This is a genomic window from Desulfacinum infernum DSM 9756, assembly GCF_900129305.1.
Classification (GTDB): domain Bacteria; phylum Desulfobacterota; class Syntrophobacteria; order Syntrophobacterales; family DSM-9756; genus Desulfacinum; species Desulfacinum infernum.
Genome location: NZ_FQVB01000028.1, coordinates 39515 through 60181 on the forward strand (window position 1 = coordinate 39515; position 20667 = coordinate 60181).

General features: G+C 60.2%; 20 protein-coding genes. 16 read left to right on the forward strand and 4 right to left on the reverse strand.

What is annotated here, in order from left to right; translation table 11 throughout:
* Nucleotides 1-63: 63 nt before the first annotated feature.
* The 4 genes from BUB04_RS13485 to BUB04_RS13500 all read left to right on the forward strand — a co-directional run bounded on the left by BUB04_RS13485 (nucleotide 64) and on the right by BUB04_RS13500 (nucleotide 4666).
* Entirely contained in the window at nucleotides 64-2334 is a 2271-nt protein-coding gene (locus BUB04_RS13485; RefSeq protein ID WP_084076492.1) for a transglycosylase domain-containing protein, read from the forward strand.
* A 10-nt stretch (nucleotides 2335-2344) separates the two neighbouring features.
* Nucleotides 2345-2833, forward strand: coding sequence for a tRNA (N6-threonylcarbamoyladenosine(37)-N6)-methyltransferase TrmO (tsaA, locus tag BUB04_RS13490; protein ID WP_073040376.1), 489 nt, complete (start codon nucleotides 2345-2347; stop codon nucleotides 2831-2833).
* 6 nt (nucleotides 2834-2839) lie between these two features.
* Complete coding sequence (locus BUB04_RS13495) at nucleotides 2840-3412, forward strand: tetratricopeptide repeat protein (protein WP_073040377.1); 573 nt, start codon at nucleotides 2840-2842, stop codon at nucleotides 3410-3412.
* A 96-nt stretch (nucleotides 3413-3508) separates the two neighbouring features.
* Complete coding sequence (locus BUB04_RS13500) at nucleotides 3509-4666, forward strand: AI-2E family transporter (protein WP_073040379.1); 1158 nt, start codon at nucleotides 3509-3511, stop codon at nucleotides 4664-4666.
* 110 nt (nucleotides 4667-4776) lie between these two features.
* On the opposite strand, the gene nifU is transcribed toward BUB04_RS13500, so the two are convergent.
* Genes nifU through BUB04_RS13520 form a run of 4 tightly spaced genes read right to left on the reverse strand, consistent with a single transcriptional unit; the run spans nucleotide 4777 to nucleotide 7186 of the window.
* Nucleotides 4777-5289, reverse strand: coding sequence for a Fe-S cluster assembly scaffold protein NifU (gene nifU, locus BUB04_RS13505; RefSeq protein WP_084076493.1), 513 nt, complete (start codon nucleotides 5287-5289; stop codon nucleotides 4777-4779).
* Nucleotides 5231-5725, reverse strand: coding sequence for an RrF2 family transcriptional regulator (locus tag BUB04_RS13510; RefSeq protein ID WP_178371992.1), 495 nt, complete (start codon nucleotides 5723-5725; stop codon nucleotides 5231-5233). The genes nifU and BUB04_RS13510 overlap by 59 nt, the downstream gene beginning before the upstream one ends.
* Nucleotides 5726-5744: 19 nt before the next feature.
* The gene (locus BUB04_RS13515; RefSeq protein WP_073040381.1) at nucleotides 5745-6920 is read right to left on the reverse strand and encodes a cysteine desulfurase family protein; all 1176 of its coding nucleotides are present in this window, start codon (nucleotides 6918-6920) and stop codon (nucleotides 5745-5747) included.
* Nucleotides 6921-6931: 11 nt separating this feature from the next.
* Nucleotides 6932-7186, reverse strand: a complete 255-nt coding sequence (locus BUB04_RS13520; protein ID WP_073040382.1) for a sulfurtransferase TusA family protein — start codon at nucleotides 7184-7186, stop codon at nucleotides 6932-6934.
* A 208-nt stretch (nucleotides 7187-7394) separates the two neighbouring features.
* Between BUB04_RS13520 and BUB04_RS13525 the strand changes: the two genes are divergently transcribed.
* From BUB04_RS13525 to cas2, 12 genes are all read left to right on the forward strand, one after another.
* The gene (locus BUB04_RS13525; RefSeq protein ID WP_073040384.1) at nucleotides 7395-8330 is read left to right on the forward strand and encodes an ABC transporter substrate-binding protein; all 936 of its coding nucleotides are present in this window, start codon (nucleotides 7395-7397) and stop codon (nucleotides 8328-8330) included.
* 80 nt (nucleotides 8331-8410) lie between these two features.
* Nucleotides 8411-9268, forward strand: a complete 858-nt coding sequence (locus tag BUB04_RS13530; RefSeq protein WP_073040387.1) for an ABC transporter permease — start codon at nucleotides 8411-8413, stop codon at nucleotides 9266-9268.
* 25 nt (nucleotides 9269-9293) lie between these two features.
* Nucleotides 9294-10046: a sulfotransferase-like domain-containing protein gene (locus BUB04_RS13535; RefSeq protein WP_084076495.1), complete on the forward strand. Its 753-nt coding sequence runs from the start codon at nucleotides 9294-9296 to the stop codon at nucleotides 10044-10046.
* A gap of 11 nt (nucleotides 10047-10057) precedes the next feature.
* Nucleotides 10058-11263 (forward strand): quaternary amine ABC transporter ATP-binding protein, encoded by a 1206-nt coding sequence (locus BUB04_RS13540; protein WP_073040418.1) that lies wholly within the window; start codon nucleotides 10058-10060, stop codon nucleotides 11261-11263.
* Nucleotides 11264-12549: 1286 nt separating this feature from the next.
* On the forward strand, nucleotides 12550-12831 hold the full coding sequence (locus BUB04_RS19075) for a hypothetical protein (protein WP_143156492.1): 282 nt from the start codon (nucleotides 12550-12552) through the stop codon (nucleotides 12829-12831).
* Between the two features lie 44 nt (nucleotides 12832-12875).
* Nucleotides 12876-15113 (forward strand): CRISPR-associated helicase Cas3', encoded by a 2238-nt coding sequence (gene cas3, locus BUB04_RS13545; protein WP_218588466.1) that lies wholly within the window; start codon nucleotides 12876-12878, stop codon nucleotides 15111-15113.
* Between the two features lie 19 nt (nucleotides 15114-15132).
* Nucleotides 15133-15780: a type I-C CRISPR-associated protein Cas5c gene (cas5c, locus tag BUB04_RS13550; RefSeq protein WP_073040390.1), complete on the forward strand. Its 648-nt coding sequence runs from the start codon at nucleotides 15133-15135 to the stop codon at nucleotides 15778-15780.
* Nucleotides 15777-17540: a type I-C CRISPR-associated protein Cas8c/Csd1 gene (cas8c, locus tag BUB04_RS13555; RefSeq protein ID WP_073040392.1), complete on the forward strand. Its 1764-nt coding sequence runs from the start codon at nucleotides 15777-15779 to the stop codon at nucleotides 17538-17540. Before cas5c ends, cas8c begins: the two co-directional genes overlap by 4 nt.
* A complete protein-coding gene (gene cas7c / locus BUB04_RS13560; RefSeq protein WP_073040394.1) occupies nucleotides 17533-18396 on the forward strand; it encodes a type I-C CRISPR-associated protein Cas7/Csd2 in 864 nt (287 codons plus the stop codon). The genes cas8c and cas7c overlap by 8 nt, the downstream gene beginning before the upstream one ends.
* A gap of 3 nt (nucleotides 18397-18399) precedes the next feature.
* Nucleotides 18400-19047, forward strand: coding sequence for a CRISPR-associated protein Cas4 (gene cas4, locus BUB04_RS20310; RefSeq protein ID WP_073040396.1), 648 nt, complete (start codon nucleotides 18400-18402; stop codon nucleotides 19045-19047).
* Between the two features lie 77 nt (nucleotides 19048-19124).
* Nucleotides 19125-20156, forward strand: coding sequence for a type I-C CRISPR-associated endonuclease Cas1c (gene cas1c, locus BUB04_RS13570; protein WP_073040397.1), 1032 nt, complete (start codon nucleotides 19125-19127; stop codon nucleotides 20154-20156).
* Between the two features lie 4 nt (nucleotides 20157-20160).
* The gene (gene cas2, locus BUB04_RS13575; protein WP_073040399.1) at nucleotides 20161-20451 is read left to right on the forward strand and encodes a CRISPR-associated endonuclease Cas2; all 291 of its coding nucleotides are present in this window, start codon (nucleotides 20161-20163) and stop codon (nucleotides 20449-20451) included.
* Nucleotides 20452-20667 lie beyond the last annotated feature (216 nt).

A 20667-nucleotide genomic window follows, 5' to 3' on the forward strand; every position in this document is an offset into this window, starting at 1 on the left:
AGTGCCTCTGCCCACTCGTGATGGAAGTCTGTAATCGAACGCTGTTTGGGAAGCGGATGCGTCATGGCGAAACGCGGGAAAAGGAAGAACTTGTCACGGGGCGGCCCCCGGTGGCTCCGATGGGCGGCGATTCTCTGCTTGCTCACGCTGCTGATTGGGTTTGGAGGGTACATTTATCTGGCCACCCAGATCGAAAGGCGCTTTTCCGGTCGGCTCTGGAGCGTGCCGGCCACGGTGCTGAGCGATTCGGTCATGATCTATCCGGGCCAGGATCTGGGGGTCTCCGCCATGGAGGAGGTGCTCGTGGCCCGGGGATACCGCCCCGCCGTGGGAGGGCGATTGCAGCCGGGGGAATATCGGAGAGGCAAGTGGGAGTTGCGCGTTTTCTTTCGAGCCTTTTCCTACCCGGGAAAGGATCTGCCTGCTCGGGAGGTGCGGATTCGATTCCAGGGAAACCGAATCGAAAAGATCCAGGCCGACGGTGAAACGCTCGCCTACCTGGAAGTGGAACCGGTGGTGGTGGCCCGGCTTTTCGGGAAAGAGCGTGAAAGCCGGCATCTGATCAGCATCCGGGCGGCCTCCAAACATCTCATCGATGCCGTGGTCGCCATCGAAGATCATCGCTTTTTTCAACACCGGGGCATCGACTGGCGTGGGATCGCCCGGGCGCTCTGGGCGGACGTGCGCGCCGGTCGCGTGGTGCAGGGCGGCTCCACCCTCACCCAGCAACTGGTGAAAAATTACTTCCTCCAGCCGGAGCGGACCCTCAAGCGCAAGCTTCTGGAAGCGGCCATGGCCCTGGTGGTGGAGGCCCGTTACTCCAAGGAAGAGATCCTGGAGATGTATCTGAACGAGATCTATATGGGCCAACAGGGCAGTGTGGCCATTCACGGTATGGGGCAGGCGGCGCTCACCTATTTCGGTCGGAACGTGGAGGACCTCACGCCGGCCGAGGCGGCGGCCCTGGCCGGCATGATCAAGGCGCCCAACCGCTATTCCCCGGTGAGACATCCCGATGCCTGCCGGGAGCGTCGAAACGTGGTTTTGGCTCGCATGCGCGAACTGGAGCTGATCGACCAGGAAACCTATCAGGAGGCCTTGTCGGAGCCCTTGCGCACCGTTCCGCCGGCCCTGTCCGGAAAGACCACCGCCTACTACGTGGACTACGTGAACCGGCAGCTGGAAGAACTCTATTCGGAGGAGACCCTTTCGTCCGAGGGCCTGGTGATTTATACCAGCTTCCGGCCGGAAGTGGCCGCCCAGGCGGAAAGGGCCGTTCGCGAAGGATTGGCGGCCCTGGAAAAGGAACGGCCGGCCCTGACCGTTTCCGATGCCGCCGGGAAGCTCCAGGCCGCCCTGGTGGTGGTTCAGCCCAAGACGGGTGCCCTGGTGGCCCTGGTGGGGGGAAGGGACTATGCCGAGAGCCCCTTCAACCGGGCGGTTCAGGCTCATCGGCAGCCGGGTTCCGCCTTCAAGCCTTTCGTCTATCTCGCGGCGCTGGATGAGGTGACGCCCGTGAGCTTCATCGAAGACATGCCCACGGCCTATCGGGTGGACGGGAGGGCCTGGTCGCCACGAAACTACGACGGTCGTTACCGGGGGGCGGTCATGGTGCGCGAGGCGCTGGCCCACTCCCTCAATGCCGCCACCGTCCAGTTGGCTGTTCGGGTGGGGCTTGCCGACATCGTGGAAACGGCCCGGAGCCTGGGCCTGCGGTCCCGTCTGGAACCCTATCCGTCCCTGGCCCTGGGAGCCTTCGAAGTAACCCCGCTGGAGCTGGCGGGGGCCTATGCGGCGCTGGCCAATGAAGGGCAGAGACCCCACCTGCTGACCGTCAAGAAAGTAGTGACACCCCAGGGGGCCGTGCTGGAACGTCGGCACGTGGCCATGACCACGGTGACCACTCCCGCCAAGGCCTTTGTGCTCACCCGGATGCTTCAGCGGGTGGTGACGGAAGGCACCGCGCGGCGCCTGGCGACCTACGGGGTGGATTTTCCCTGCGCCGGTAAGACGGGAACCACCAGCGATTACCGGGACGCCTGGTTCGTGGGCTACACCAGCGATCTTCTGGCGCTCGTGTGGGTGGGATTCGACGACAACCGCTCCACGCGGCTGAGCGGATCCAGCGGAGCCCTGCCCATCTGGGCACGGTTCATGACTCGCATTCGACCCTGGATGCACCCGCAGGACTTTCCGGTGCCCCCGGGAGTGGTGGAACGCACTGTCTGTCTCGATACGGGGGATCTGGCCACCAGGGCCTGCCCCCGGACGGACCGGGAGTTTTTCCTGGAGGAGAAGGTGCCGCAAAGGCCCTGCACGGTGCACGGATGGTGAGAGGTGAGGTATGGAAGATATCGTCTATCGGCCCATCGGACGGATCCGTTCGCCTTTTCCGGATGCCAAGGGAGTTCCCATTCAGCCCAGCGGTGCGGCGGATGTGGTGGGGCGCGTGGAGGTGCGCGAACCCTACGCCGAAGGATTGAAGGACATCGAGGGCTTTTCCCATCTGATCCTGCTGTACCATTTCCACCTGAGCGCTCCGTGGAAGCCCTTGGTGGTGCCCTTTCTGGACACGGTGGAGCGGGGGGTCTTCGCCACCCGGGCCCCGGCGCGGCCCAATCCCATCGGCCTCTCCATTGTGGAACTGCTGGGCCGGGAGGGGGCCGTTTTGCATGTGCGGGGCGTGGACGTGGTGGACGGCACGCCGCTTCTGGACATCAAGCCGTATGTGCCCGCCTTCGACCGGCCGGCCAACGCCCGGGCCGGATGGTTGGAGGGGGCGGAAAGGCGTGTGGGGGACGTGCGCGCCGATGATCGCTTTCTGAAGGAGTGACCTTCCATGAAACCACAGCTGAGGACGGTCTGTTTGCAGGTCCTGACCCTCTTCACGGCAAGTGTGCTTGCCGGATGCGCCCCCCGAACCATGGTGTCCCTGCCGGGGCCCTGGACGCCCGCCCCCCGGGGGCCTGCGGTGGAAGCCCCCCGGGAGGCGATTCCGGCACCGCCGGCACGGGGCGAAATTCGTGAGGAGGATATCGAATCCCCCGCGGAGGGACCGGCCCTTAAAAAGGCGCCGGAACCGAGTCCTCAGTATCTGGCGTCTCTTCGGCTGGTGGAGGAAGGGGATCGGGCCCTGGGTTCGGGGGATGTGGACGGAGCGGTGGCCCTCTACGAGCAGGCGGTGCAGGTGGACGGGTACAACGGGCGTGCGTTCCTGGGCCTAGCCAAGGCGTGGCGGGCCAAGGGATTCGCCGCCCGATCGCTGGAATTCGCCCGTAAGGCCGAAATCCTTCTCCAGCACGATCCGGCGCGTCTCAAGGAGACCTACCTGCTGGAAGCCGATCTCTACGGACGGTTGGGGGATGCGTCCATGGAGGCGGCCTACCAGCGCAAGGCCCAGCGACTCCCGTAAGTTTGGGGAAAAGGCGGCGGTGTGCCGGGTTGGAGAACCGTGAAGGGGCGCCGGTGGACGCCCACGGAACCAACGCCTTTGGCAGAGGGAGGCCCTATGAAAGGCGAAAGCGGTCGCGACGGACCTCGACACATCCTGGAAGGCTACCGGCCTTTTCTGCTGGTCCTTCTCTTTTTCTCGCTCTATCTGGCCTACTGCATTCTCCAGCCCTTTCTGCACACCATCATCTTTTCCATCCTGCTGGCGAGCCTCTTCTCGCCGCTCCAGGACCGGCTGGTGCGGTGGTTCAAGGGGCGCAAGAGCCTGGCCGCCTTTCTGGTGCTTTGCGTCATCGTCTTCGTCATTGCTCTACCCACCTTCTTTTTCCTGTCCCAGCTGGTGAGCCAGGGGGTGGAGTCCGTGGGCCGGGTCACCGAATGGATCCGGCAGGGGAATCTCCAGAAGGTGGCGGCCCATCCCACGGTGGTGACGGCTGTCTCGTGGGTCAGGGAACGGCTCCACTTCATCGACTTCTCCCATCTGGATATCGAAAGCCATCTGCTGGCGCTGAGCAAGAACCTGGGACAATTCCTCATCAACCGGGGGGCGGGTCTGCTGGGGGATGCGGCCACGCTGGTTTCGCGCTTTCTCATCCTCATCTTCATCACGTACTATCTGGTGCGGGACGGGGCCGAGATGGTGAAGACCGTCAAATACCTTTCCCCGCTTCGGGAGGAACAGGAAGATCGGATCCTGGAAAAGATCAAGGCGGTGGCCCGCTCTTCCATCCTGGGAAGTTTCCTGACGGCCCTGAGCCAGGGTCTGGTGGGCGGCGTGGGGCTCATGCTGGTGGGGATCCCCGGACTGTTCTGGGGATCGCTCATGGCTTTCACCTCCTTCATCCCGGTGGTGGGAACGGCCCTGGTGTGGGTGCCCGCGGTGGGATATCTGCTCCTTTTGGGAAAGATCAAGTCCGCAATTTTCCTGGCGACCTGGTGTGCGGTGCTGGTGGGATCCATCGACAACTTCCTCCGGCCCTTCTTCATGCGGGGCCAGGCGGATATGTCCACTTTCTACATCTTTTTGGCCATCCTGGGCGGCGTGCAGTTCTTCGGCCTGGCGGGGATCATCTACGGGCCGCTCATTCTGGGCTTTGCCCGGGTCATGCTCTACATCTACCAGATCGAGTATCGGGACTTTCTGGAGGAACGCCCGCCCGCCGGGCCGCCGCCTGAAGGCGAAGAACTTGGAGAAAAAGAGGCCGCTTCGCCCTGACCGCGGGGGCGGCCTCTTTGCGGCGAGTCCCGTTTCGGGGGCGTGCCGTGCGGGGAGCCGACCCTGCGCATCACATCGCCCGGGGGGAAAGCTTCTCCGCATCCCATGGCCTATTTCACCTCGATCAGTTCGCAACCGGTGTCGTTGTCGCACTCCATGCAGAAGGCGGCCCCCACGGGCTCTTCCGTGTCGCAATGGGTGCAGTAGTCCGGCTTGGAAGCCGAAGATGCACTCTGAAGGTGGGACGAAGGCCCGAGCGCCTGCTTCTCCTCGTAGTTTCGGATGGCCAGCTTCAGTGCTTCCGCTCCCAGATTGGAGCAGTGGAGCTTGTTTTTCGGAAGCCCCTCCAGGGCGTCCGCCACGGCCTTGTTGGTGATCTTCTTCGCCTCTTCCAGGGTTTTCCCTTTCGCCATCTCACTGACCATACTGGAAACGGCGATGGCCGCCACGCACCCGAAAGTGTTGAACTTCACATCCTCCAGGCGCCCGTCCCTGACCTTGATATAGAAGGTCATCATGTCGCCGCAGACGGGATTGCCCACTTCGCCCACGCCATCGGCGTCTTCAAGCACTCCCGCGTTCCTCGGATTCGTAAAATGATCCATCACGATCTGGCTGTACATGGTCCTCTCCTTTTCCTCCCATGAGGGTATCTTCCATCTCCAGGAGGTCCTGGTAGGTGTAGGAATCGAGCGTGTCCCGGATGGCCCTTTCGACGTCCACCCACACGCACCGGGTGGCGCAGAAGGGGGCCCTCCGGCACTTTTCGGGGTCGTCCGTGCAGGGCACCAGGTTCTGACCCCTTTCCAGAACGTCCACCACTCGGCCCACTGTGATGAGGCGGGGCTCCATGGTCAGCAGGTAACCGCCCTTGACGCCTCGCACGCTCTCGATCAGGCCGGCCAGTTTCAATGGAATTACCAACTGCTCCAGGTACTTGACCGATACCTGCTGCCGCCTGGCGATGTCGGCCAGCTGAACGGGACCCTGGCCGTAGTGGCGGGCCATGTCCAGGACCAGCCTGGTGCCGTAGCGGCTCTTGGTGGACATCTTCACCATCGTCTTCTCCCCCCGACTTTCAGGCCGCGGTCTTTTTCCGCCACACGGGCGAAAAGGAGCGGAGCCGGTCCACGACCTTGGTGAGCACATCCACGGTGTAAGTTGCCTCGTCCAGGGTGTTGTCGGGGCCCAGCGTAAAGACCACCGACCCCTGGGCCACGGCGGCGTCCATTCCGATGGCGATCAGTACGGGGGAGGTCTTCAGGGCCTTGGAGGCGCACGCCGATCCGGTGCTGGCGTACACCCCGTTTTGAGCCAACAGGAAGATCAGGGCTTCCCCCTCCACGCCCTCGAAACAGAAGCTGGCATGGCCCGGCAGGCGCTGTTCCGGATGCCCGGTGTGATGCACCCGTGGGACGGCTCCCAGAACGCCTTCCACCAGCGCATGGCGCAGCGTCTGCAGGTGCGCCGCCTTCTTTTCCAGTTCGCCTTGGGCCAGTTCCGCCGCCTTGCCCAAAGCCACGATGCCCGGAACGTTTTCCGTTCCGGCCCGGCGCCCGTTTTCCTGGATGCCGCCGTGGATGAGGGGCACAAAGCGGAGACGATCCCTGAAAAAGAGGGCTCCGGTGCCTTTCGGCGCGCCCAGGGCGGGGCCCGAAAGGCTCAAAAGATCCACCCCCAGCGCTTCCACGTCCACGGGCACCTGGCCCACCGTGGCCACCGCGTCCGTGTGAAAAAGGACGCCTTTTTCGCGGCAGATGGCCGAGAGCTCCGCCACGGATTGCAGGGTGCCGATCTCGTTGTTGCCGTGCATGATGGACACGAGCACCGTGTCGTCCGTGATGGCCCGCCGCAGCCGCTCCGGGTCCACAAGACCGGTCTCGGTCACCGGAAGGAACGTCACCTCGAAGTCGTGGAACCTTTCCAGGTAGCGGGCCGCGTTGAGTACCGAATGGTGCTCGATGGCCGACACAATGATGTGGCGCCCCTTCCTCAGGTTGGCCAAAGCGGCGCCCTTGACGGCCAGGTTGTTGCTCTCCGCGCCCGAAGAGGTGAAGAGCACCTCCTTCGGTTTCGCGTGGATGAGCGAGGCCACCTTTTCGCGCGCCTCGTCCACCGCCGCCTTGATGGCGAAACCCCTGTCGTAGACGCTGGACGGGTTCTCGAACGCCTCCGCGAAATACGGCATCATGGCCTCCAAGGCCTCCCGGCGCACCGGGGTCGCGGACGCATGGTCCAAATAGACTCTCTTCATCAGAAGCTCCTCTAATGGCGCTTTCGTATGTAAAGCCGGTAACAGTCGTTTTCCTCGTCCTCGCCGATCCCGATGAACTCCTGGCCGTTCTTGGCGCACCATGCGGGAATATCCTCCAGGGCGCCGTCGTAGTCGGTCAGGATCTCCAGGACCTGCCCTTCCCGGAGATCCCGGATCAGCTCCACCGGCTCCAGCAGGTGCATGGGGCACATGCGGTAGACCAAATCCACCGTGGCATCGGCTTGACAATCTTTCACGAACTTCATGGCCGCCTCCTAAGGTGCGCGGTTTAATCCCTAGTAATTTACTATAGTATAGAAACCCTTCGGCGCCTGGGCAATGGCGGCCGGTGAAAAAGATGGGCCCCGGTTCTTGACGTACGCCGAACGTTGGTATACGAAATGCACCATGTGAACCTTTTACCGTTGGATGAATCCAGCGCCTTTTACATCCTTGAATCGGAAGGAGGACACTGTGGGAGTTCGGAGTCGGTTTCGTGTTCTGGTGTGGGTCGTCGTTCTCTTCCTTTTTCTTCCGTCGGTTTCCGGGGCGGCCTCCTCCAAGGTCACCTTCGGCTACGTCAACTGGCCCGGCGTGACGGTCAAGACGCACGTGGCGCGCCAGATCCTGGAGTCCCTGGGCTATCCGTGCGACATGAAGTCCGTGGCCCTTCCGGTTCTGCTCCGAAGCATGGCCAACCGGGATCTGGACGTCTTCCTGGGTGCCTGGGTTCCCACCATGAAAAGCCTGGTCAACCCCTACATCGAGCAGGGCAAGGTGGTGGAGGTGACCACGAACCTGGACGAGACCATCTACACCCTGGCGGTCCCCAAGTACGTGTGGGACGCCGGGGTCCGTTCTCATGCGGACCTGGAAAAGTTCGGCGACCGGTTCAGCCGGAAGATCATCGGGATCGAGCCGGGCAACGACGGCAACCAGATCGTCCTGGACGCCATCGCCAACAACACGTACGGGCTGGGATCGTGGAAACTGGTGGAAGGCAGCGCCGAGGCCATGATGATCGCGGTCAACGCGGCCATCAAGAAGGGCGACTGGGTGGTGTGGTTGGGCTGGATGCCCCATTGGATGAACCTGGTCTACGACATGAAGTACTTGGAGGATCCTCTGGGGGTCTGGGGAACGGAGCCTGAGGTGGTGAAAACGTTGGCGAGGGCCGGCCTGGACGAGGATTTCCCGGAGGTGGTGGAGTTCCTGCGCCAGTTTCGGGTCACGCCCGAAATACAGAGCGAATGGATCCTGAAGTTCAGCCACGACAAGGAAAAGCCGGAGGAAGTGGCTCGGCGCTGGATCGCCTCCAACCTGGGGATTGTGGACCAGTGGGTCTACGGCGTCCAAGCGGCCGACGGCAGCCGGGCCCGGGACGTGGTGCGCCGGGCTTTTGCCCGATAGGGGAGACGGCGGAGGCCGTCCGCCGGATCGGCCGGCGGTGTCCCGGGTTTTGTGAGGTGGCGGAGGGAAGGGTTTGACCTATGATGTCTTCGCTTCTGGACGTCCTCACCACTAAGATTCCCTTGGGCGAGGGGGTGGCCTGGATGGTGGATTTTTTCACCACCCGGTTCAGTTCCGAATTCAGGGCGCTGTCCCAGGGGGTGGAAAGTGCCATCGGGGCTCTGGAGTGGTGCCTGGGGGCCGTGCATCCCCTGGTGTTGATCGCGCTCTTTGCCGTCCTGGCCTGGGTGGTGAGGCGGTCGAAGGCCGTGGTGGTCTTTTGCTTGGCGGGCTTTGCCCTGATTCTGAACCTGGGCCTGTGGGAGGCCATGATCCAGACCCTGGCCCTGATCGCCACGGCCACGGTGTTGTGCCTGGCGCTGGGGATCCCCTGGGGGATCGTTACCGCCCACAACCGCACGGCGCACCTGATCACTCGCCCCATCCTGGACCTGATGCAGACCATTCCCGCTTTCGTCTATCTCATCCCCGCGCTCATGTTCTTCGGCTTGGGGGCGGTGCCCGGCGTTTTCGCTACGGTGGTTTTCGCCATGCCTCCGGTCATCCGCCTGACCTGCTTGGGGATTCAGCAGGTGCCCACGGAGCGGATCGAGGCGGGCAAGGCCTTCGGGGCGAGCCCCTGGCAGCTGCTGGTCAAGATCGAATTTCCCAGCGCCATGCCGTCCATCCTCATGGGGATCAACCAGACCATCATGCTGGCCCTCTCCATGGTGGTCATCGCCGCCCTGATCGGCGCCGAAGGCCTGGGAGGGGCGGTCATGCGCTCTTTGGCCATCGTGGATGTGGGCATGGGCTTCGAATCCGGTCTGGGGATCGTGGTGCTGGCCATGCTGCTGGACCGGATCGTGCGTTCGGAAGGAACGGGCGGCAGGGCGTGAGGGGCCCTGCGGAAGGAAAGGAAGGGTGACGTTGCCAAGAGCGGAGACGAAGATCGTGGCCCTGTGGGCCGTACCCCGGTCGGTTTCCACGGCCTTTGAACGGATGATGATGGAGCGGGGGGACTTTACGGTCCTCCACGAGCCTTTTTCCCATTACTACTATTACAGCACCGAGCGTGTCAGCCGGCGTTTCGACCAGGAGCCCGGAAGGCCGGAATATGCCTTTGCTCGGGTCCTGGAATCCATCGAACGGAAGGCCCAGGACGGCCCGGTCTTTTTCAAGGACATGGCCTACCACGTGGGGCCTCATCTGGACGAGGACCTTCTGCGGCGCTTTGTCAACGTCTTTCTCATCCGGGACCCTGCCAGGGCGCTTCCGTCCCTTTTTCACGTATGGCCCGATTTCACCTGGGAGGAGGCGGGCTACGAGGCCTTGGACCGCGCCTTTCGCATGGCGTCGGAGATCACCGGCCGGACTCCCCTGGTGCTGGACGCGGCCGATCTGCTGGAACACCCCAAGGAGCTGGTGGAGGCGTTTTGCCGGTTCGTGGGCATTGAGTTCATGCCGGAGGCTTTGGAATGGCAGCCGGGCGACCGGCCGGAGTGGAAGGTGTGGAGTTCCCAGGGCTGGCACGATGAGGCCGCGTCCCGGTCGGGGTTCAAGAAGGGCGGGACCAAGCGCTACACGCCCGTGGACGGCCATCCCCACCTGGCGGAGGCCTACGAGAAGGCCCTTCCCATCTACCAGCGCATGTATGCCGAGCGGGTCAAGGTGTGACGGTGGAAACCATGGCGGGCGGCGGTGTGAAGATCCAGGTCAGGAACCTGTGGAAGATTTTCGGAAACCTTTCCGGCGAGGCGGCGGAGCGGCTGGCGAGCGATCCCGAGGCGGCGCTCGAGGACCTGTCCCTGAACGGGTGCACGGTGGCCGTTCGGGCGGTGGATTTTCACGTGAACGAAGGCGAGATCTTCGTGATCATGGGCCTTTCGGGAAGCGGTAAATCCACGCTCCTTCGTTGCCTCAACGGCATCATCGAGCCCACCTGCGGGGAGGTGCTCATCGACGGAGAAGGGGTGGGGGCCATGACGCCCAAGCGCCTCCGGGCCCTTCGCCAGCAGAAGATGGCCATGGTCTTCCAGCATTTCGCGCTGCTGCCCTACCGCTCCGTGCTGGACAATGTGGCGTTCGGCCTGGAGCTCCAGGGCGTGGGCAAGAAGGAGCGGCGTCGCCGGGCCCGGGAGGTGCTGGATCTGGTGGGGCTGGCCGACTGGGAGAGGTACTTGCCGGCGGAGCTGAGCGGCGGCATGCAGCAGCGGGTGGGCCTGGCCCGAGCGCTGGCCGTGGACCCGGAGATCCTGCTCATGGACGAGGCCTTCAGTGCCTTGGACCCCTTGATCCGCCGCCAGATGCAGGATGAGTTCCTCAAGCTGGTGGAGATCGTCAAGAAGACCATCGTCTTCATCACCCACGACCTGGACGAGGCCCTGCGACTGGCCGATCGCATCGCCGTCATGAAGGAAGGACGGATTGTTCAGATCGGCACGCCCGAGCAGATCGTGATGGATCCGGCCGACGACTACGTGGAGGAGTTCGTGGGAGCGGTTTCCCGCACCCGCGTGATCGCCGCCCGCAACATCATGGCGGAACCCCGCCCTTGGATCTCCCCGCAGGACAGGGACCCCCGGGAGCTGCTCCGCCACATGGACCGGCACAACCTGGAGTGCGTCTTCGTCACCGACGCCGCCCGCCGACTGGTGGGGGTTCTCACGCGGGAAGAACTGGCCGGGCAGGGGCGGCCGCCGCGGGATGCCGAGCCTCCCGCCCGTTCGGTCCGGGTGCCGGCCGTGCCGCCCGACGCTCCCCTGAGCGAGGTGGTGGAGCGGGCGGCCGCCACGTCCAAGCCCATCCCCGTGTTGGACGAAAGCGGCCGCATCCTGGGCGTCATCTCCCGCAGCCGACTGCTCCGCGAACTGTCCCACGGCCTGAAGGCCTAAAATCCTGCCCGACCATGGCTCTTCCGCTTCCAAAGGCCGGGGAATCTCCGGCCTCCTCCTCGTCGGATTCTTTCGCAGCCCGAACGATCCTGATCGTCCTTGTGCCATCTCCGATGGATCGAAGAGGCCTCCTTGAGCGGTCCTCTTCGACAGGAACCGGCCTGCCGGCGATCTGAATTGCGGCCGAGGCGCTTCTGCCATTGAAAAGACTCGTGGGCGGTTTTCTTTCACACGAACCCCTCATTACGGGGAGTCCGTGACAACGAAGGATGAAACGCACCGTCGGAAAGCAGGTCCCTGTAGGGGCGAATGATTATTCGCCCCTACAGGCCGCGCTCATGAACAGGACAAGGTCGCGGTTGATATCAAGGGTTGCGCTCCGAAATGGGCGCTCATCTCCTCCGTTCTCGGAACGGCTCTCTTCAAAACGTCCGTCATCCTCGCGGAAGCGGGGATCCAGAATTTTGAGCGCACTATGGACTCTCAAGCGGAAGAAGCCCCGGTCCGGTCTTCTCGGGTCGCCGCTGACTGTTCCTGGGCCGGAGCGGGCCAGACCGTCAAAAAATCCAACTCACCCTTTACCCAGGGGCGCCCGTTCCTACTGTGGTTGGGGACCGGTTTCTGGTGTCGCTTGCCGCCGTGTGTTCGAGCGGTACCGAACAAAAGAAGCTTCCCTTTTTGAAGAATAGTTGTTTTCGGAAGCGTTTTTCGAATCGGAACCGAAATATCCGGCGGCAATCTCGACTATAATGCTATGAAATAACGGGTAGATACCGCATTGCGCCCGGTTCTGCAACGTGGTAGTTTAATTCTTAACAAACCAATGGAAGGTCAGGGGGCCGGGCCACCGGACCGGGATCTCCATAGGAAAATTCGCCCAACCACGAGATTCTTTGTAATTCGGTCCAGTCGTTTCAATGGCTGTTCTCCTGTGGTGGTTGGATCTTGCGGTCTTAAAGGTCGGCTGGGGGGATTGTATCTGGCCTTTTCCTAGCCACTGCGATGCGGCCATCAGCGGGCACCACATACCTTGGCTTTGGGGACGGACCAACGCTCTCGTGAACTCCTGCAGGAAGAGATTGAACAATCCAAGCCTTTTCTGAGAGTCGTGCCGGACGGCGTGCCGCTGGGTCGGAAATGGTAGGGATCCCTTGAAAGCGGACCAAGGTCTTACTTTCCACCGGTGTACTGAACCGCCAGCCATGGCGGGGCGTCTAGAGTCTCCCGGTCAAGACGCGCTTTTCGGCGGAACCTCTCGAGTCGTTTGAAGACGGGGAATTGGGGGCATGACGGAATCTCAACAAAAGATTCTCCAAGTGCTGGAAAAACGTGGGGCACCGGCCACTGTGAGGCAAGTTGCGCGAGATCTGCGCCGTCTCGGCATCAGGGCGACTCAGCATGGGACCCTCGGCGATTTGCGTTCGCTGGCAAAACAAGACGCCGTTGGCTGTGAAAAAGGGCTTTGGAGTGTGAAATCTGCGAGCAATCTGCGCATCGCGCCGATCCCGGACAGTCGTCTGTCAGAAGCGGCTCTCCATAAACGAAGTTTCAACGGGGCTCGGCAATGAGCAAATTGGTAATGCACCCGTGATGGTTATTAAGAGCGGGCTATTTGGCGCAAATTCAGCCAGGAGGGATTTTACTGGTGCTGGACCGGGCCTTGGCACATGTAGCGTCCGACAAACGGACGCATCTCCTAAGAGATCACCTGATAGAAACAGCGCGCTTAGCGGCAAGATTTGCCCGAATTTTTCAATCGAATGAGTGGGCCGAAATTGCCGGGCTTTGGCACGATCTCGGCAAAATGCAGCCCGATTTTCAGCGGAAGCTTCAGTCGGTGCTCCAGGAGGATGGGAAAGCCGGTTTGACCCTCTCCATGAAAGTGGACCATTCCACACCTGGTGCCGCCTATGCGGTCCGTCAGCTCAATATGTACGGCCGAATTCTTGCCTACATTATAGCCGGGCACCATGGAGGTCTTCCGGATTGGTCGGGCGATGAAATGGGCAAGGCGGCATTGAAAGCCCGTCTGAGCAGGGTTAAGGATTTGGGAATCTGGGAAGAAAGGGAAGTGAAGGACTTTCTTTTTAGACCACTCCCAAGCCAAATGCCTACGGGAAAGGATCCTGCATTCTGGATTCGTATGGTCTTTTCCTGTTTGGTGGATGCGGATTTTCTCGATACGGAGCGATTCTTTGACCCCGAGCTGTCTTGGAGACGTACCAGATTCCCGTCCCTTTCCCATTTGATTCCACTATTTTCGAGTTATATTCGGGAAAAATGTGAACAGGCTCCCGATACACCGGTTAATCGTCTGCGCCGATGGGTACTGGCATGCTGCCGGGAAAAGGCCTTGGATGATCCTGGTTTCTTCAGCCTTACCGTGCCTACAGGCGGAGGAAAAACCCTTTCTTCCATGGCATTTGCTTTGGAACATGCTCTTAAACACGGCCACCAACGAATCATCTACGTAATCCCGTACACAAGTATCATTGAACAGACCGCGCAACAGTTTCGGCAAATTTTCGGGGATGTGGTGGTGGAGCATCACAGCAATTTCGAAGGGCCGGATGATGACGAGTCGGAAAAATCTCTGTGGCGTCTGGCCTGTGAAAACTGGGATGCTCCAATCGTGGTGACCACCAACGTGCAATTCCTGGAGTCGCTCTATGCGGCAAAACCCGGGAGATGCCGAAAGCTCCATAACATTGCCGGGAGTGTGGTCATCTTGGATGAGGCCCAATTGCTCCCCGTCTCCTTCCTTCGTCCTTGCTTGGAGGTGCTGAAAGAGCTTGTGAAGAATTACGGGGTCAGTCTGGTTCTTTGCACGGCGACCCAACCTGCCCTGACGACCCATAAGGCAGAGGGCTATTCTTTCGACGGACTCAGCAACGTACGGGAGATCATTCCCGATCCGGAGGGTCTCTTCAGGGAGATGGAGAGGGTGGACATTTTGCTTCCCGAGCATCCGGCATCTCCGGTGGAGTGGGCCGATCTCGCCGGTGAGCTTATGGAACACCCTTCGGTTCTCTGCATCGTAAATAGACGAGACGACTGCCGGGAACTGTGGTCCTTGCTGCCGCAAAACACCTACCATCTTTCGGCGCTCATGTGTGGTGCGCACCGCTCGTGCCGGATCGCCGAGATCAAAGACCGTCTGCGCCATGGAATACCCACCCGGGTCGTCAGCACTCAGTTGGTGGAGGCGGGGGTGGACATCGATTTTCCGGTTGTTTACCGAGCCTTGGCAGGCTTGGATTCCATTGCTCAAGCGGCGGGTCGGTGTAATCGTGAGGGCCTTCTGGTGCGAGGAAAGCTGGTCGTTTTCGTCCCCCCGTCCCGCCCGCCCCAGGGCATTCTCAGACAGGCAGCGGATGTGGCCCAAATGATGATGAGTCAAGGGAAAATCAGTCTGTCCTCTCCGGAGACGTTTGAAGAATACTTTCGCCGGCTCTACTGGATCCAAGGAGATGAGAGGCTGGACTCCAAAGGCATCGGGAAGCTCTTGGGCAAAGACGACGAGCTGCGTTTTTCCTTTAGAACGGCGGCCGAGCGATTCAGGATCATCGATCAAGATTTGCTGCCGGTTGTGGTTCCCTATGGTGAGGAAGGGACACGCTGTGTGGAAGAACTCAAAGCGCAACAGCCCAATAGGCGACTCCTCCGGAAAGCTCAACGTTTCGTCGTTCACATTGCTCCTCGCACGGCCCGGGAGCTTACCCGGGAAGGGGTGATCCGCGAAGTCCACCCGGGCGTCTACGTACTTGAACATGGATCCTTTTACCGTGAGGACGTGGGGTTCGATCCGCATGGATCGGCTGTTTACGATCCGGACGAGCTGATCATTTGATGGAAGGAAGGGGCCTGTCATGCAATACGAACGAAAGAGCCGTCTATTTCGCGTCAGGGTCTGGGGAGAAAACGCCTGCTTCACCCGCCCGGAGATGAAGGTGGAAAGAGTCTCCTATGACGTGATGACGCCATCGGCAGCCCGAGGCATCCTGGAAGCCATTTTGTGGAAGCCGGCCATGAGCTGGCGAGTCCATGAGATCCACGTCTTGCGGCCCATTCGATGGGCCTCCATAAGAAGAAATGAGGTCAGTGAGCGAATTTCGCCCGGCAGATCCAGCTTGCTTGTGGAGGAAAACCGCGTTCAACGGGCGGGCCTCATTCTTCGAGACGTGGCCTATGTCATCCACGGGTCTTTTGTGCTTACGGATCGGAGCGGGCAGGATGACAATGTGCGGAAGTTTGAAGAAATCTTTGCTCGAAGGGCCGCCAAGGGCCAATGCTTTCATCGCCCCTACCTCGGATGCCGCGAGTTCGCCGCTCATTTCCAGCTATTGGATCCCAATGCCCCAGACCCGGTGCCCATATCGGAATCCCGGGACCTGGGTTTCATGCTCTATGACATGGATTTTTCCCGTGAGCCCCCCATGCCGCTTTGGTTCCGAGCCCGAATCGAGGACGGTCGCATGCGAATCCCTTTCCCCGGCAGTCCGGAGGTGCGCCGATGATTCTTCAGTCTCTCGCCAAGTATTATGAACGACTGCGGTCGGAAGGAGAGATCCGGGTTCCGGAGATGGGATTTCAAGAACACCCCATCCCCTTCATCATCGTTTTGAATCGAGAAGGAGTTTTTCGTGGAATTCTCGATATGCGCACGGGTGAAGGGCGGGGCTTGACGGCCCGAAACTTTATGGTTCCCAAAGCTGTCAAAAGGACCAGTGGCATTGCCGCCAATCTTTTGTGGGACAACCCGGCCTATGTTCTGGGGTGCCCGAAAAAGGACGAAAGAAAGGATCCCAACAAAGCCTTGAAGCGAGCCGAGCAGCAGCATGAGGCCTTTGTTGAGGAAATCAGAGAAAGATGCCGGAGCGTCTTGGATGACGAGGGGGTGCAGGCGGTCCTTCGTTTCCTGGAAGCGCGGGACTTCTCGGCCATTTACCAAGATCCCTGCTGGCCCGAGATCGAAAAAACCGGGGCGAATCTGAGTTTTCAACTGGAAGGGGACTGGGGGCTTGTCTGCCAACGTCCCCGGGTTCAAGAGGCGATCCGTGCTACCTGCTCCCAAGGAGGAGAGCCCCGTCAGCCTTGTCTCGTGACCGGTGAACTGGATGTGCCCGCCCGGCTGCATGCTCCCATCAAGGGAGTTCGTGGGGGACAGTCATCGGGCACCAACATCGTTTCGTTCAACCTGCCGGCTTTCTGGAGTTATCAGAAAGCACAAGGGGCTAATGCGCCGGTGGGCGGCTGGGCGGAGTTTGCCTATACGACGGCACTGAATACGCTTCTTGCCAAGGATTCTGGCAGGCGATTCCAGCTTGGAGATGAGATTACGGCCGTTTTTTGGGCGGACAAGAAGCACAGGATGGAAGAGGCTTTCCTCGAACTCTTTGGGGAAGTCCCACCGGAAAATTCCGAGGCCGATTGCAGAGAACTGGTCTCGCTTCTCAAGTCCCCGCAAACAGGGATTCCTCCGGATCTGGATCCCGCAACGCGCTTTTTCGTTCTCGGACTGTCCCCGAACGCCGCCCGTTTGATCGTGAGATTCTGGTATGCGGGGAGCGTGGCTGATCTGGCAGCCAAAATGGACAGATACTTTGAAGACATTTCCATGGTGCAGCCCAAAGGGGAACTCCGCTATCCCAGTCTGTCTCGGCTGCTGGGCTCCTTGGCTCCGCAGCGGGACAAGGGGAAGCTGCCCCCCAACTTGGGCGCAGAGTTCCTTCGGTCGGTTCTTCAGGGCCTGCCCTATCCGAAGGGCCTTTTGGAAGCGGCGGTGCGTCGTGCCCGTGCAGAGCGTGGTGTGGATTATGCGCGGGCGGCCTTGATCAAGGCCGTCTTGGTTCGGCAGGCTCGAGTTTGTGGCAAGGAAACGAAGGAGGTGGGTATGTCCTTGGATCCAGGCAATGAGTATGTGGGCTATCGGTTGGGTCGCCTTTTCGCGGTCCTGGAAAAAATCCAGGAGGAAGCGAACCCCGGCATCAATACGACCATTAGGGAAAGGTTCTACGGGGCCGCCTCAGCCACGCCGGTCACGGTTTTTCCCCATCTCATGAAACTGAAGAACCATCACCTGGCCAAACTGGAAAATCGGAGGCGGGTCACCCACTTCGAACGACTGATCGGGCAAATCATAGACGGCCTGGAAAGCTTTCCGGCCAACATGAGTTTGGCCGAACAGGGGCGTTTTGCGGTGGGCTATTATCATCAAAGGCAGGCCTTCTACGTCAAACCGGAAACGGAGGAGAAGAGGGAGGGGCGCGATGAGTAAGGTTGTGGAGAATCGCTATGAGTTTGTGCTTCTCTTCGATGTGACGGACGGAAACCCCAACGGAGATCCGGACGCGGGGAATCTTCCCAGGATTGACCCCGAAACAGGCCAAGGTCTGGTGACCGACGTGTGCCTCAAACGAAAGATAAGAAACTACGTGCTGCTCACCAGGCAGGGACAGCCTGGCTATGACGTGTTTATCAAAGAAAAGGCCGTATTGAACAAATTGATCGAGGAAGCTCATCAAGCGCTCGGGGATGAGAAACAAGGTGCTGATCGCACGGAGGAAGCCCGGGGGGTGATGTGCCGCAGGTTTTACGACGTGAGGACCTTCGGTGCGGTCATGACGACGGGAGAGAATGCGGGCCAGGTCCGCGGTCCCGTGCAACTCACCTTCGCCAGAAGCGTCGAACCGGTCGTCCCATTGGAACACACCATCACCCGAATGTCTGTGGCCACGGAAGCGGAGGCTGAGAGGCAGCAGGGGGAGAACAGAACCATGGGCCGAAAATTCACCGTACCCTACGGACTTTACAGGTGCCACGGTTTTGTGTCTGCCGCCCTGGCCGGGCAGACGGGGTTTTCCGAGGAGGACTTGGATCTGCTCTGGGAGGCTCTCGTCAATATGTTCGAACATGACCGCTCAGCCGCCAGAGGGCTCATGTGCAGCCGGCGACTTGTGGTTTTCCGGCATGACTCGAAGCTCGGCAACGCGCCGGCCCACACGCTCTTCGAACGGCTCCAGGTCCGGCGTTCCAATGGCATCCATGGTCCGGCCCGGGCGTTTTCGGACTATGAGGTATCGGTGGACGAGTCCGATCTTCCCAGCGGAGTGACCATTTTGAACAGGCTTTGATCCATGTATGCAGAAGACGATCTGTTACCCATCTCGGCGCTCCAGCACCTGCTTTTTTGTGAACGGCAATGTGCCTTGATTCATGTGGAGCAGCTCTGGGAGGAGAACTTCCACACGGCCGAGGGCCGGATCCTCCATGAGCGTGTGGACTCCGGTGGAGCCGAGTCCCGGCGGGATCTGCGGACGGCGTTCGGGGTGGAACTCCGTTCTTTTCGACTGGGTCTCGTGGGGCGGGCGGATGTGGTGGAGTTTCATCGGATGCCCGGCACAGACGGCGCCGATCATTGGAGGCCCTTCCCCGTGGAGTACAAACGGGGCAGGCCGAAGAAGGGGGAGTGGGATCGAATTCAGCTCTGCGCGCAGGCCATGTGCCTCGAGGAGATGCTGCAGGTAGAAGTGCCTGCCGGCGCTCTCTTTTACGGAAAGAGACGTCGGCGTTTACCCGTGACATTCGATAAGCCGATGCGGGCTCGGGTGGAGGAAACTGCGAATCGCCTCCATGACTTGGTCGCTTCAGGTCGAACTCCGCCACCCGAGTTTGGCCCGCATTGTGAGGCCTGTTCGTTGGTTTCCTTCTGTATGCCGAAGGTCGTAGGAAAAGGGGCCGGCTGGGCTTCGGCCTATGTCGGAGCCCTTATGTATGACGATTAAGTTGCGTCTTAGTCTATCCTCATGGGAGCTGGTTTCACGCAAATTGGTTTGTGGTCATCCGGGATTGGGCTCAAGAGATGAAGAAGCTTCTAAATACACTTTATGTCACGAGCCAGGGTGCGTACCTCTCTAAGGAAGGTGAAACCGTGCTCGTTAGGGTGGATGGGGAAAAGCGGATCCAGATACCGGTTCATACGTTAGGAAGCATCGTCTGTTTTGGTCAGGTCTCCTGTAGTCCGGCGCTCATGGGGCTCTGTGCGGAAAGGCATGTCAGTTTGAGCTTCATGAGCTGGACCGGTCGTTTTTTGGCACGAGTGGAGGGCCCGGTATCGGGAAACGTGTTGCTGCGCCGGGAACAATACCGTAGAGCGGATTCCGCCCGGCATTCGGCGGATCTTGCGCGCTGTTTCCTGGCTGGCAAGTTGACTAATGGCCGTACGGTTCTCAGGCGGGCCTTGAGAGATCATGGCGTAAAGATCGAAAGTTCTGAAGTTGAGATGGCGGTAAACGGGTTGGGGATTGCTCTAAGGCGGCTTGCGTCGGCCGACGGCTTGGAGGAGATGAGAGGTATAGAGGGGGAAGCAGCACGGATCTATTTTTCGGTCTTCGATCATCTCATTCTGTCCCAAAAGGACAGCTTTCGGTTTGAGGGACGAAACAGACGTCCACCCTTGGATCGGGTCAATTGTTTGCTGTCTTTTTTTTACACCTTGGTCCTTCACGACATCCGCTCGGCGCTGGAGGGAGTGGGGCTGGACCCGTGTGTGGGATTCCTGCACCGGGACCGCCCGGGTCGTCCCAGCCTGGCGCTTGATCTTATGGAAGAATTTCGACCCATCATGGCGGACAGGCAGGTTCTCTCTCTCATCAACACAGCTCGTGTGAAGCCAGATGGTTTCAGCTTTTCAGATACAGGGGCCGTCAGGATGACGGAGTCTACCAGGAAGGAGGTGCTGACTGCTTATCAAAAGCGAAAACAAGAAGAAATATTCCATCCCTACCTTGGGGAGAAGGTGGCCGTCGGTCTTCTTTTTCACGTACAGGCATTGCTGCTGGCTAGGCATTTAAGGGGAGATCTGGACGCCTATCCTCCTTTTGTTTGGAGATGAGACCATGATGGTTCTGGTCAGCTACGACGTCTCTACACGTGACGAAGAGGGGCAGCGGAGGCTGAGAAAGGTGGCCAAAGTGTGCAAGAACTATGGTCAACGGGTGCAATATTCCGTGTTTGAGTGCCTCGTGGACCCTGCTCAATGGGTTCGGTTGAAGGCCAGCCTGGAACAGATCATAGATCCTGAAGCGGATAGCCTTCGTTACTATTTTTTGGGCTCAAATTGGCGGAAGCGACTGCAACATGTGGGAGCCAAGCCCAACTACGATCAGGAGGGTCCCCTCATCGTTTGAACTTCGCGAGGGTGTAGCTCACATTATATCCCAGTGGGTTTCGCGATCCTCAAAAAGCGTGTAATTCGAACAGGATGCAACTGTGGATTTGTATGGAATAGGGAGCAATAGCTGCTTTTTGACATAACTCGCGAAAGCGCAAACAAATCACCTCTAACCTCAATCACTTGCAACAGGAGCAGTCGCCCCCCACGCGGGGGCGTGGATTGAAACATC

What these genes read in the sequence shown, in the direction of transcription:
- cas4 (WP_073040396.1), top strand. Translation starts at nt 18,400, where the DNA reads ATGTATGCAGAAGACGATCTGTTACCCATCTCGGCGCTCCAGCACCTG.
- cas2 (WP_073040399.1), top strand. Translation starts at nt 20,161, where the DNA reads ATGATGGTTCTGGTCAGCTACGACGTCTCTACACGTGACGAAGAGGGG.
- BUB04_RS13510 (WP_178371992.1), bottom strand. Translation starts at nt 5,725, where the DNA reads ATGGTGAAGATGTCCACCAAGAGCCGCTACGGCACCAGGCTGGTCCTG.
- BUB04_RS13485 (WP_084076492.1), top strand. Translation starts at nt 64, where the DNA reads ATGGCGAAACGCGGGAAAAGGAAGAACTTGTCACGGGGCGGCCCCCGG.
- cas1c (WP_073040397.1), top strand. Translation starts at nt 19,125, where the DNA reads ATGAAGAAGCTTCTAAATACACTTTATGTCACGAGCCAGGGTGCGTAC.
- BUB04_RS13515 (WP_073040381.1), bottom strand. Translation starts at nt 6,920, where the DNA reads ATGAAGAGAGTCTATTTGGACCATGCGTCCGCGACCCCGGTGCGCCGG.
- cas7c (WP_073040394.1), top strand. Translation starts at nt 17,533, where the DNA reads ATGAGTAAGGTTGTGGAGAATCGCTATGAGTTTGTGCTTCTCTTCGAT.
- BUB04_RS13540 (WP_073040418.1), top strand. Translation starts at nt 10,058, where the DNA reads ATGGCGGGCGGCGGTGTGAAGATCCAGGTCAGGAACCTGTGGAAGATT.
- BUB04_RS13520 (WP_073040382.1), bottom strand. Translation starts at nt 7,186, where the DNA reads ATGAAGTTCGTGAAAGATTGTCAAGCCGATGCCACGGTGGATTTGGTC.
- BUB04_RS19075 (WP_143156492.1), top strand. Translation starts at nt 12,550, where the DNA reads ATGACGGAATCTCAACAAAAGATTCTCCAAGTGCTGGAAAAACGTGGG.
- BUB04_RS13530 (WP_073040387.1), top strand. Translation starts at nt 8,411, where the DNA reads ATGATGTCTTCGCTTCTGGACGTCCTCACCACTAAGATTCCCTTGGGC.
- BUB04_RS13495 (WP_073040377.1), top strand. Translation starts at nt 2,840, where the DNA reads ATGAAACCACAGCTGAGGACGGTCTGTTTGCAGGTCCTGACCCTCTTC.
- tsaA (WP_073040376.1), top strand. Translation starts at nt 2,345, where the DNA reads ATGGAAGATATCGTCTATCGGCCCATCGGACGGATCCGTTCGCCTTTT.
- cas8c (WP_073040392.1), top strand. Translation starts at nt 15,777, where the DNA reads ATGATTCTTCAGTCTCTCGCCAAGTATTATGAACGACTGCGGTCGGAA.
- nifU (WP_084076493.1), bottom strand. Translation starts at nt 5,289, where the DNA reads ATGTACAGCCAGATCGTGATGGATCATTTTACGAATCCGAGGAACGCG.
- cas5c (WP_073040390.1), top strand. Translation starts at nt 15,133, where the DNA reads ATGCAATACGAACGAAAGAGCCGTCTATTTCGCGTCAGGGTCTGGGGA.
- BUB04_RS13500 (WP_073040379.1), top strand. Translation starts at nt 3,509, where the DNA reads ATGAAAGGCGAAAGCGGTCGCGACGGACCTCGACACATCCTGGAAGGC.